Origin of the sequence: Stenotrophomonas sp. Ps181 (genome assembly GCF_025697425.1) — a bacterium.
GTDB classification, from domain to species: Bacteria; Pseudomonadota; Gammaproteobacteria; order Xanthomonadales; family Xanthomonadaceae; genus Stenotrophomonas; species Stenotrophomonas sepilia.
On record NZ_JAHWBI010000010.1, the window covers coordinates 22,585 to 33,768 of the forward strand.

The 11,184-nt window shown below is 67.6% G+C and carries 9 protein-coding genes and 1 pseudogene; 1 reads left to right on the forward strand and 9 read right to left on the reverse strand.

The genetic code is table 11. From position 1 onward, the window contains the following. Positions 1–143: 143 nt before the first annotated feature. Positions 144–1,100 (reverse strand): M23 family metallopeptidase, encoded by a 957-nt coding sequence (locus KXV01_RS18540; protein WP_033834438.1) that lies wholly within the window; start codon positions 1,098–1,100, stop codon positions 144–146. 12 nt (positions 1,101–1,112) lie between these two features. On the opposite strand from KXV01_RS18540, the gene KXV01_RS18545 reads away from it, so the two are divergent. Further along, positions 1,113–1,562, forward strand: a complete 450-nt coding sequence (locus KXV01_RS18545) for a DUF721 domain-containing protein (protein WP_049413132.1) — start codon at positions 1,113–1,115, stop codon at positions 1,560–1,562. A gap of 281 nt (positions 1,563–1,843) precedes the next feature. Here KXV01_RS18545 and lpxC read toward each other — a convergent pair whose 3' ends face one another. The 8 genes and pseudogenes from lpxC to ftsW form a co-directional block, all read right to left on the reverse strand. Continuing rightward, positions 1,844–2,755, reverse strand: coding sequence for a UDP-3-O-acyl-N-acetylglucosamine deacetylase (lpxC, locus tag KXV01_RS18550; protein WP_008267619.1), 912 nt, complete (start codon positions 2,753–2,755; stop codon positions 1,844–1,846). 205 nt (positions 2,756–2,960) lie between these two features. Then, positions 2,961–4,196, reverse strand: coding sequence for a cell division protein FtsZ (gene ftsZ, locus KXV01_RS18555; RefSeq protein ID WP_111096806.1), 1,236 nt, complete (start codon positions 4,194–4,196; stop codon positions 2,961–2,963). Positions 4,197–4,365: 169 nt separating this feature from the next. Next, a complete protein-coding gene (gene ftsA, locus KXV01_RS18560; RefSeq protein ID WP_005408083.1) occupies positions 4,366–5,601 on the reverse strand; it encodes a cell division protein FtsA in 1,236 nt (411 codons plus the stop codon). Between the two features lie 68 nt (positions 5,602–5,669). Further along, positions 5,670–6,347: pseudogene (locus KXV01_RS18565) on the reverse strand (cell division protein FtsQ/DivIB); the annotation flags it as partial. Then, positions 6,344–7,306, reverse strand: a complete 963-nt coding sequence (locus tag KXV01_RS18570; protein WP_111096808.1) for a D-alanine--D-alanine ligase — start codon at positions 7,304–7,306, stop codon at positions 6,344–6,346. The gene KXV01_RS18570 and the pseudogene KXV01_RS18565, both read right to left, overlap by 4 nt. Continuing rightward, on the reverse strand, positions 7,303–8,739 hold the full coding sequence (gene murC, locus KXV01_RS18575; protein WP_049439314.1) for a UDP-N-acetylmuramate--L-alanine ligase: 1,437 nt from the start codon (positions 8,737–8,739) through the stop codon (positions 7,303–7,305). The genes KXV01_RS18570 and murC overlap by 4 nt, the downstream gene beginning before the upstream one ends. A gap of 40 nt (positions 8,740–8,779) precedes the next feature. Next, on the reverse strand, positions 8,780–9,868 hold the full coding sequence (gene murG, locus KXV01_RS18580) for an undecaprenyldiphospho-muramoylpentapeptide beta-N-acetylglucosaminyltransferase (protein ID WP_111096809.1): 1,089 nt from the start codon (positions 9,866–9,868) through the stop codon (positions 8,780–8,782). Beyond that, the gene (gene ftsW / locus KXV01_RS18585) at positions 9,865–11,184 is read right to left on the reverse strand and encodes a putative lipid II flippase FtsW (RefSeq protein ID WP_049413122.1); all 1,320 of its coding nucleotides are present in this window, start codon (positions 11,182–11,184) and stop codon (positions 9,865–9,867) included. The genes murG and ftsW overlap by 4 nt, the downstream gene beginning before the upstream one ends.

The window sequence follows — 11,184 nt, forward strand, 5'->3', positions numbered from 1 at the left end:
ACCCCGAGGGGTAGTGCCGGCCGCTGGCCGGTGATCCGCGATGCTGCCGAAGATCATGAGGTTGCCGGCCAGCGGCCGGCACTACCAGATCAACCGCATCGGGTCAGAGCCCTCCCGCGGCGCGGAAGGGATCCGACCCGGCATCAGCCGCGGCTGACCCGGCCGACCGGCGTGTTGCCGCCGTCGCCGAGGAACTTGCGCGGGTTGACCACGTTGCCGTTCTCCCACACCTCGAAGTGCACGTGGGCGCCGGTCGAACGACCGGTGGAACCGGCCTTGGCCACTTCCTGGCCGGCACGGACCAGGTCACCGGCCTTCACCACCAGGCGCGAATTGTGCGCATAGCGGGTGACATAGCCATTGCCGTGGTCGACATCGACGACATTGCCGTAGCCGCCCTTCACGCCGGCGAAGCTGACCACGCCCTCGGCCACGGCCATCACCGGGTCACCGACCTTTGCGTGGAAGTCCATGCCCTTGTGGGTGGCGGCACCGCGGCCGAACGGGTCAGCACGGGTGCCGAAACCGGACGTCACGTAGCTGTTGCGGATCGGCATGCGCGACGGCACGGCGTTCTGCTGCAGCTGGTGGTCGAACATCAGCGATTCCATCACCGACAACTGGCGGCCTGAAGCAGCGAAGCGCTGCTCCAGCACCTGTAAGTCGGCGTTGACGTCCTTGACCGGGATGTCGCTGGTCGGGCCGCCTGCGTCACCGTCACCGAGGCCGGGGGTCTCGTTGAAGTCGAACTCGCCGTCCTCCAGCTTGCCCATCTGGGTCAGCCGTTCGCCGAGGGCGTTGAGGCGGGTCGCCTGCGCCTGCAGCTCGCCGAGGCGAGCCGCCAGCGCGTTGACCTGGGTCTGCGCATCACGCTTGACCTTGGCCAGTTCCGCATCCTGGCGCTCGACCTTGGCCTGCAGCCGGGAATCATTCAGCGCGCTGGCGCCAATGCCGCCAGCAAGGCCGATAATGCAGCCTACCCCGAGCACGCTGCCCAGCAGGGCACGGGGGCGGTCCTCGAAATAGAACCGCAAACGCGCGATCGGCGACGACTTGGCCTGTCCTTCACGCGTTTTGATTACGATCTTTTTGAATGCCATCAGTGAGTTTTCATGTCTGAGCCGAAATCCAGCGTTCGCCCCGCGTCGGCACCGAAACCGGCGCTGGATGCGGTAATGGCGGACAAAAGCGGCAACCCGCTGCGGCGTGCCTTGTGGCTCGACGCGCTGGACCGTCAGTTGCGCCCCCAGTTGCCGCCACCTCTGCGCAGCCGTTGCCGGCTGGCCAATGTGGACGGGGAACACCTCGTTTTTCTCGTCGAGTCCCCGGTCTGGCATGCCAAGTTGCGGCTTGCCGAAGCCCAGCTGCTCGACGCGGCCCGTTCCATCGGGCTGAAGGCCACCAGGGTGACCATCAAGACTGCGTCTCCCACTCCCACGCGCTCCCCAGCGCTCGACAACCGGAATGGACCCCACGCAGTTTCAGCCGCCACGCACAAAGGGCTACGCGACGCCTTGGCTTGCCTGCAGGACGTTCCTTCGAAGCCGAAGAAACGATCCTGATGGCAACGGAGCATCCGGCTCCGCTCCCCGTCGCGCGTGTCACCACGGCGTGAAACATTTCGGGGGCCGGGTCGCATCCTAGCGGCCATCCGGGGGCCTGTCGTTAGATTGCTGTTAAAACGGCGTTAAATTCAGGCTTCTGATCCAACAGGTTCACAAAACCGTGACCTTGAACCAGCCTTGACGTCTTTCAAGCACGCTGAATGCGTCGCCGACGCCGGAAACAAGAACGCCGCCCGGGAAGGCGGCGTTTTTATATTTAAATTCAATAGCCTACGGAATCAGGCGTACGCCGGGGTAGCGTATTCCACCGGATCCGGCGTGGCCGGCGAGTCGAAGCTGACCCATTCCCAGGCGCTGGCGTCGGCCATCAGGGCCCGCACCAGCTTGTTGTTGAGCGCGTGGCCGGACTTGAAGCCCTCGTACGCACCCAACACCTGGCCACCGGCCAGATAGAGGTCGCCGATGGCGTCAAGGATCTTGTGGCGCACGAATTCGTCGGCGTAGCGCAGGCCGTCTTCGTTGAGCACGCGGAACTCGTCCAGCACGATGGCGTTGTCCATCGAACCGCCCAGGCCCAGGTTGCGCTCGCGCATGTACTCCAGGTCGCGCATGAAACCAAAGGTGCGCGCGCGGGAGATTTCCTTGGTGTAGGCCAGCGTCGAGAACTCGATTTCCTGGCGCGACTGCTTGGCCGGAATCATCGGGTGGTCGAACTGGATGGTGAAGCCCAGCTTGTAACCCTCGTACGGGGTGAAGCGGGCCACCTTGTCGCCCTCGGTCACTTCCACGGTCTTCAGCACGCGGATGAAGCGCTTGGGCGCATCCTGTTCCACGATGCCGGCCGACTGCAGCAGGAACACGAACGGGCCCGCCGAACCGTCCATGATCGGCAACTCGGCCGAGGACAGCTCGACGATGATGTTGTCCACACCCAGGCCGGCCAGCGCCGACATCAGGTGTTCGACGGTCTGGATCTTGGCGTCGTTGCAGGTCAGGCCGGTGCACAGGGTCACTTCGGTGACCAGTTCGGCCTTGGCCGGCACTTCCACCACCGGGTCCAGGTCCACGCGGCGGAACACGATGCCATGGTTGACCGGTGCCGGGCGCAGGGTCATGTAGACCTTGTCACCACTGTGCAGGCCAACGCCGGTGGCGCGGATCGTGTTCTTGAGGGTGCGTTGCTGGATCATGGGGATGGACCGGAAGTGACACATTAGATTAACACGCGCACTCCCCTACCCTGGCTGAAACGCCAGTGACAGCCACCGGCACGACACACCGGCACGCCGCTGGGGAAGCGCTTAAAGCAGGGCGGCCGGGCCCATCCTGGCCCGGCGCCCGCATTTTCAGGACATGGTGGCGCAACCCGGGGAGGACAACCCCGGGCCGCCCCGCTTAGTCCGCCTGGCGGCGCAGGAAGGCCGGGATGTCCAGGTAGTCGTTCGGCAGTTCCGCCGCTGCCGGGGCCGAAGCCGACGGGGCCGACGGGGCGGACGCCGCCGCGGTATCGCTGCTGGCACGGCGCAGGCCCAGGCCCATGCCGCCCACGGCCTTGGACACGGCGTCGCCACCGTTGTCGAACTCGCCGAACTCCGGCTGGCCGGTGGTGGCGTTGCGGACCAGCTTGATCGGTGCACGCTCGCCCGGACGCTGGGTCTTGCTGGCCGAGACGCGGTTCAGGCCGGTGGCCACCACGGTCACGCGCACTTCGTCCTGCATGTCCGGGTCCAGCACGGTGCCGACCACGACGGTGGCGTCTTCCGAAGCGAAGCCGTCGATGGTGCGGCCGATCTCGTCGAACTCGGCCATGGTGAAGTCGGCGCCGGCGGTGATGTTGACCAGGATGCCGTTGGCACCGGCCAGGTTCACATCGTCCAGCAGCGGGTTCTGGATCGCCGATTCGGCAGCGGCCTGGGCGCGGTCATCGCCCCGTGCGGTGCCGGTACCCATCATCGCCAGGCCCATTTCGGACATGACGGTGCGCACGTCGGCGAAGTCGACGTTGATCAGGCCCGGACGCACGATCAGGTCGGCGATGCCCTGCACGGCGCCCTGCAGCACGTCGTTGGCGGCGCGGAAGGCCTGGATCATGGTCGCGTTGCGACCCAGCACGGTGATCAGCTTCTCGTTCGGGATCGTGATCAGCGAGTCGCAGTGCTGGCTCAGTTCCTCGATGCCCTTCAGCGCCACCTGCATGCGGCGACGGCCTTCGAACGGGAACGGCTTGGTGACCACGGCCACGGTCAGGATGCCCATTTCCTTGGCCAGCTGCGCCACCACCGGCGCAGCGCCGGTGCCGGTGCCGCCGCCCATGCCGGCGGTGATGAACACCATGTCCGCGCCCTGCAGCGCGTCCATGATGCGCTCACGGTCTTCCAGCGCGGCCTGGCGGCCGACTTCCGGGTTCGCGCCTGCGCCCAGGCCCTTGGTCACGTTGGTACCCAGCTGCAGCTGCAGCTTGGCACCACAATTCTTGATGGCCTGCGAGTCGGTGTTGGCGGTGATGAACTCCACGCCGTCCACCGCCGAGTTGACCATGTGCGCCACGGCATTGCCGCCGCCGCCGCCCACGCCAACCACCTTGATCACCGCATTGGGTGCCATCTTTTCGATCAGTTCAAAATGCGCCATGTCCGTGTCCTCGTTGTATCCGCTTGTCGGTGGCATGGACGGTCGGGCCTCCTGCCTTCGCGTGTCATGTTGCCGTTGCGGCTGTGTGGGTTGTGTAGTGCGTTGTTGCGTTGTGATGCGGGTACTGCGGGTGTTGCGCCGGGCCGGGCCCGGAGTTGCGGGTTCCGCGTCAGAACTCGCCGCGGAACCAGGTCTTGAGTTTCTTGAACATGCTTCCAGCGCGCCCGGTCGGCAACGACGGCCGCCGCGGGTGCTCGATCTGGCTGCCCATCAGCAGCAGGCCCACGCCGGTGGCGTGCACCGGGTTGCCGACCACTTCGCCCAGGCCGGTGACGTGCTGCGGGATGCCCACGCGCACCGGCATCTGCAGCATTTCCTCGGCCAGTTCGACCACGCCTTCCATCTTCGACGCGCCACCGGTCAGCACCATGCCGGCGCGTACCAGTTCCTCGAAGCCGGAGCGGCGCAGTTCGGCCTGCACCATCTCGAAGATTTCCTCGTAGCGGCCCTGCACGGCCTGCGCCAGCGAGTGGCGCGGCATGCGGCGCGGCGGGCGGTCGCCGACCGACGGCACCTGGATGCTCTCCTCGGCCGTGGCCAGCTGGGCCAGGGCGCAGGCATAGCGCACCTTGATCTGCTCGGCTTCCGGGGTCGGCGTGCGCAGCATGTGCGCGATGTCATTGGTGACGTGGTCGCCGGCGATCGGCAGCGAGGCGGTGTGGCAGATCGCGCCCTGCACGAACACCGCGATGTCGGTGGTACCGGCACCCATGTCGACCAGCACCACGCCCAGCTCGCGCTCGTCGGCGGTCAACACCGCCACGCTGGAGGCCAGCGAGGACAGCACCAGGTCGTCCACCTGCAGGCCGCAGCGCTGCACGCACTTGCTGATGTTGGCCGCCGCCGACTGCGCGCACACCACCAGGTGCGCATGCACTTCCAGGCGCACGCCGGTCATGCCGACCGGGTTGCGGATGCCTTCCTGCGAATCGTCCAGCACGTACTCGCGCGGAATCGCGTGCAGGATCTTCTGGTCGGCCGGGATCGCCACCGCCTTGGCTGCGTCGAGCACGCGATCCAGGTCGCCCCAGGTTACTTCACCGTCGCGGATCGGCACGATGCCCGGCGAGTTCTTGCACTGCACGTGGTTGCCGGAGATCGAGGCGTACACCGAACGGATCTCGCAGCCGGCCATCAGCTCGGCTTCTTCCACCGCGCGCTGGATCGACTGCACGGTCGATTCGATGTCCACCACCACGCCACGCTTCAACCCGCGCGATTCGTGCGAACCGATGCCGATCACTTCGATCGGGTTGCCCGGCGAATACTCGCCCACCAGCGCCACCACCTTGGAGGTGCCGATGTCCAGGCCAACGATCAGCGATTTGTCACCCTTGCGATTCATGTCCTTTCCTGCGTGCTTCTGGCCGGGGTCGCCGGCGCTTTCGCCGGCGTGGCCGGGGTACCCCAGCTCAGCGTGAAACCATTGGTGTAACGGAGGTCGGCGCGCTCGATCGGCGCATCCTGGCGGTTGAGCTGCGGCAGCACCTTGACGAAGCGCTGCATGCGCGAGCGCGCGTCGTCACGACCGACCACCACTTCGGTGCCGTTGCTCAGCACCAGCGACCAGCTGCCGCGTGCATCCATCGTCACCCGGCGCACGTCGACGCCGGCCGGTGCGAACAATGCACGCGAGTCGCTGTACAGCTTCATCACTTCCTGGGTCTGGCTGTCCGGGCCATCCAGCTCCGGCAGTTCCAGGTCGGACAGTTTCTTCGGCGTGGGGAACAGCTTGCCCTGCTCGGAGACCAGGCGGTCGTTGCCCCAGCGTGCGAACGGCTTGTGCTCGACCAGGGTCACTTCCAGCACATCCGGCCACTGCTTGCGTACCTGCGCGCTTTCCACCCACGGCAGCTTTTCCAGCGCGTCCTGCGCATCCTGCAGCTTGACTGCGAAGAAGCCGGCGCGCGCGTACGGCAGCAGCACCTGCTGCAGCTGTTCGGCCGGCACCCGCTTGAACTCACCATGCACGCGCAGCTTCGCCAGCGGCCAGCGCTCGGCGCCGACCCAGCCATTGACCACGGCCACCACCGGCAGTGCAACCACCGACAGTGCCAACAGCCAGACGAAGATGCGCAGCAGCGCGTTCATGCGTGCGCGGCCTCCAGGGTCTGTTCCAGCACGCGCCACACCAGTTCCTCGAAACCGATGCCGGCCTGGCCGGCCGCCTTGGGCACCAGCGAATGGCTGGTCATGCCCGGCGCGGTGTTCACTTCCAGCAGGAAGAAACGGCCGCTGGCCCGGTCACGCATCACGTCCACGCGGCCCCAGCCACGGCAGCCGGCGGCGCGGAATGCGGCCAGCGCGATGCGGCGGATCTCGTCTTCGTCGCCACCGTTCAGGCCCGGGCACAGGTACTGGGTGTCCTCGGCGATGTACTTGGCGTTGTAGTCGTACCACTGGCCCTTGGGCACGATGCGGATCGACGGCAGCGCAACGTCGCCAAGGATGGCCACGGTCAGCTCATCGCCCACCACCATCTGTTCCATCAGCAGCTGGCCGTCGTAGCGCGCGGCCAGGGCCACGGCCTCATCCAGGCCCGCCTCGTCGGTGACCCGGCTGATGCCCACGCTGGAGCCTTCGTTGGCCGGCTTCACCACCACCGGCAGGCCCAGCTCGGCGGCCAGCGCATGCACGTTCGACGCGTCGACCTTGCGGTACTGCGGGGTCGGCAGGCCCAGCGACAGCCACACCTGCTTGGTGCGGATCTTGTCCATGCTCAGCGCCGAGCCCAGCACGTCCGAGCCGGTGTACGGCACGCCGAAGGCGTCCATCAGGCCCTGCACGACGCCGTCCTCACCGCCACCGTTGTGGCCATGGAGAATGTTGAACACGCGGTCGATGCCACCGGCGGCGAGCGCGCTGGCCAGCGCCGGAATGCCATCGACGGCGAAGGCATCGACGCCGCGCGACTGCAGGGCTTCGAGCACGTTGTGGCCCGAATCCAGCGACACCTCGCGTTCACTGGAACTGCCGCCGAGCAGCACGGCGACGCGGCCGAACTCGGCCGGGTCGGTCACGCGCAGCGGCGGGAAGGTCAGCGCGCTCACGCCTGGCCCTCCCCCTGGAAGCCTTCCACGGCGATGTGGGTAGCCACGGCACCGATGTCGCCGGCCCCCATCATCAGCAGCAGGTCACCGTCCTGCAGTACATCCGGCAGCACGCTGGCCAGCTCGGCGGCCTTGCCCACCACCACCGGCTCGCTGCGGCCGCGTGCGCGGATGGCGCGGGCCAGCGCATGCGAGTCGGCACCGGCAATGGGTTCCTCACCGGCCGGATAGACCTCGCTCAGCACCAGAGCGTCGACGCTGGACAGCACCGCGGCGAACTTGTCGAACTGGTCGCGGGTACGGCTGTAGCGGTGCGGCTGGAAGGCCACCACCAGGCGCTTGTCAGCCCAGCCGCCGCGGGCGGCGGCGAATACCGCCTCCAGCTCACTCGGGTGATGGCCGTAGTCGTCGATGATGCGCACCTTGGCACCGCTGGCGGTGGTCACTTCGCCCAGATCATTGAAGCGGCGACCGACACCGGCGAAGCCTTCCAGCGCGCGCGCGATCGCGTCCGGTGCCACGCCCAGCTGCCAGCCCACCGCGGCGGCAGCCAGCGCGTTGAGTACGTTGTGCCTGCCCGGCAGCGCCAGCACCACTTCCTGGCTGGTGCCCTGCGGCAGGCGCAGGGTGAAGCGCATGCGCGAGCCTTCCTGCACCACGTTCTCGGCGCGCACGTCGGCCTGCGGGCTCATGCCGTAGCTCATCACGTGGCGCGGGGTCTTGGCGGCCAGCGCGGCCACTTCCGGATCGTCGATGCACAGCACCGCCAGGCCGTAGAACGGCAGGCGCTGCAGGAATTCGGCGAACGCCGCCTGCACGCGGGCAAAGTCGTTGCCGTAGTTTTCCAGATGATCCGCATCAATGTTCGTGATGATCGACATCAGCGGGTTCAGGCGCAGGAAGCTGCCATCGCTTTCGTCGGCCTCGGCCACCAGCCACTGCCCACCGCCCAGCTTGGCGTTGGCACCGGCAGCCAGCAGCTGGCCACCGATCACGAAGGTCGGGTCCAGGCCACCTTCGCTCAGCACCGCCGCGGTCAGGCTGGTGGTGGTGGTCTTGCCATGGGTACCGGCCACGGCGATGCCGCGGCGGAAGCGCATCAGCTCGGCCAGCATCGCCGCGCGCGGCATGATCGGAATGCGCTGGCTGCGCGCTTCCATCAGTTCCGGGTTGTCTTCGCGGATGGCACTGGAGACCACCACGCAGTCGGTGCCCAGCACGTTGGCTGCAGAGTGGCCGCGCATGATGCGCGCCCCCAGGCTGGCCAGGCGGCGGGTTGCCACGTTGTCGGCGTTGTCCGAACCGGACACTTCATAGCCCAGCGTCAGCATCACTTCGGCGATACCGCTCATGCCGGTGCCGCCGATGCCGACGAAATGCACGCGCGGGAACGCGCGCACCAGGTCGTTGGTGTCGTGCAGGCGACGGATCATGCGCGGCCTCGCGCAGGGCAGGCGCGGTGGCATGCCTTCTTCATACAGCTTCCTCGAGAATGATATCGGCGATGCGCTCGGCGGCATCGACCTTGGCCAGGGCACGCGCGGCTTGCGCCATCTGCATGCGGCGGGCGGGATTTTCGGACAGATCGCGCAGCAGTGCGGCAATGCCGTCGGCCAGCGTTCCGTCCTGCTTCAGCAACACCGCCGCGCCGCGCTCGACCAGGTACTCCGCGTTGCGGGTCTGGTGATCGTCGACGGCAGCGGGGAATGGCACCAGCACGCTGCCGACACCGGCCGCGCACAGCTCGGCCAGGGTCGACGCGCCGGCGCGGCAGACAACCAGGTCAGCCCAGGCGAAAGCCTCGGCCATGTCGGCGATGAACGGGGTGATTTCCGCCTGCACGCCGGCCTTGGCATATGCCTCGACCGCTTCGGCATGCATCTTCTCGCCGCTCTGGTGGCGCACCTGCACCGGCACGCCGGCGCCCAGCGCGGCGATCGCCTGTGGCACGCCGGTGTTGAGTGCACGCGCGCCCTGGCTGCCCCCGACCACCAGCACGCGCAGCGGGCCGTGACGGTCGGCGAAGCGCTGGTCCGGCGGCGCAATGGCGGCGATTTCCGCACGCACCGGGTTGCCGACGAATTCCTCGCGCTGGGCGAAGGTACCCGGGAAGCCGGTCAGCAGCCGGCGCGCATAGCGCGACAGGATGCGGTTGGTCAGGCCGGGCGCACGGTTCTGCTCATGCACGATCAGCGGCATCCGGTGCAGGCGCGTGGCCATGCCACCAGGGCCGGAGGCGAAGCCACCGAAGGCCACCACGGCACGCGGCTGGCGCTTGCGGATGATCATGCCGGCCGCGCGCAGCGCGCGCATCAGCCGCCATGGCGCCGCCAGCAGCGCCAGCTTGCCCTTGCCGCGCAGGCCGGTGATCGCCAGCGTGTCGATGGCGATGTCGTGCTGCGGCACCAGGCGGGTTTCCATCGCGCCTTCGGCGCCCATCCAGGTGACCGGCACGCCGCGCTCGCGCAGCACGCGGGCCACGGCCAGGCCGGGGAAGATGTGACCGCCGGTGCCACCGGCCAGGATCATCACCGGGCGCCCCTTCTCGTCGGCTGCATTCATGACAGCCTCCCGAAGGTCGGTTCGATGCGCGACTGCAGGCGGCTGGTGCCGCGCGCGGCGTTCGCCGCCGCGGCAGCCGTCGGCTCGGCGCTCACCGGCACGCTGGCGGCCGCCGGCGTGGCGGCGGCGTCCATCGGCTCGGCAGTGGCTTCTTCGGCGCCACCGATGCGCACGGCCTGGCGACGCTCGGCGCGCTTGAGCTCGTAGGACACGCGCAGCAGCAGGCCCATCGCCACGCAGGTCATCAGCACCGACGAGCCGCCGGAGGAGATCAGCGGCAGGGTCAGCCCCTTGGTCGGCAGGATGCCCAGGTTCACGCCGATGGAAACGAAGGTCTGCATGCTGATCCACAGGCCAATGCCGAAGGCGATGTAACCGGAGAAGTGGCGCTTCATTTCCACGCAGCGCATGCCCAGCCAGAAGGTGCGGCCGACCAGCAGCGCATACAGCGCCACGATCACGCAGGTACCCAGGAAACCGAATTCCTCGGCGGTGACCGAGAAGATGAAGTCGGTGTGCGCTTCGGGCAGGTAGTACAGCTTCTGCACCGAATTGCCCAGGCCGACGCCGGTCCACTCGCCACGGCCCACTGCCATCAGCGCGTTGGACAGCTGGTAGCCGTCGCCCTGCTGGTCGGCCCACGGGTCCAGGAACGAGGTGATGCGGCGCATGCGGTACGGCTCGATGATCGCCAGTGCGCTCATGCCGACCAGGCCGATGACCACCGGCATCGACATGCGCGGCATGTTCACCCCGCCCAGCACCAGCATGCCGGCGGTGATCGCCAGCAGCAGGGTCGAAGAACCGAAGTCCGGCTGCAGCAGCAGCAGCACCACCAGCGCACCGGCCACGCCCAGCGGCTTGAGCATCGCCGGCCAGGTTGCATTGACCTCGTCGCGGAAGCGCACCAGGTAGCTGGACAGCCAGACGATGTACAGCACCTTCACCGCCTCGACCGTCTGGAACTTGGAGATGCCCAGGTTGATCCAGCGGCGTGCGCCGTTGACCGTGCTGCCCAGGCCCGGCGCGAACACCGCCAGCAGCAGCACGAAGCAGCCCAGCAGCAGCATCTGGTTGTACTGCTCGATGGACTTCAGCTCGGTGCGGGCGGCGATGACCGCCAGCACGATACCCACCGCCAGGAAGATCAGGTGGCGGTTGAGGTAGTAGAACGGGCTGCTCATCAAGGCGATCGAGCTGGACGCCACCATCACCACGCCCACGCCGGTGAGCGCGATGATCGCGCCCAGCAGCCACTTGTCGTAGCTGCCTTCGATGGCTTCAAGGCGTGTTGCCTGGCGGGACAGGTCGTTCAT

Excerpts from the sequence above, each read along its gene's own strand:
- lpxC (WP_008267619.1), bottom strand. The coding sequence starts at position 2,755 with ATGATCCAGCAACGCACCCTCAAGAACACGATCCGCGCCACCGGCGTT.
- murG (WP_111096809.1), bottom strand. The coding sequence starts at position 9,868 with ATGAATGCAGCCGACGAGAAGGGGCGCCCGGTGATGATCCTGGCCGGT.
- KXV01_RS18540 (WP_033834438.1), bottom strand. The coding sequence starts at position 1,100 with ATGGCATTCAAAAAGATCGTAATCAAAACGCGTGAAGGACAGGCCAAG.
- KXV01_RS18545 (WP_049413132.1), top strand. The coding sequence starts at position 1,113 with ATGTCTGAGCCGAAATCCAGCGTTCGCCCCGCGTCGGCACCGAAACCG.
- ftsW (WP_049413122.1), bottom strand. The coding sequence starts at position 11,184 with ATGAACGACCTGTCCCGCCAGGCAACACGCCTTGAAGCCATCGAAGGC.
- ftsA (WP_005408083.1), bottom strand. The coding sequence starts at position 5,601 with ATGAATCGCAAGGGTGACAAATCGCTGATCGTTGGCCTGGACATCGGC.
- murC (WP_049439314.1), bottom strand. The coding sequence starts at position 8,739 with ATGATCCGTCGCCTGCACGACACCAACGACCTGGTGCGCGCGTTCCCG.
- ftsZ (WP_111096806.1), bottom strand. The coding sequence starts at position 4,196 with ATGGCGCATTTTGAACTGATCGAAAAGATGGCACCCAATGCGGTGATC.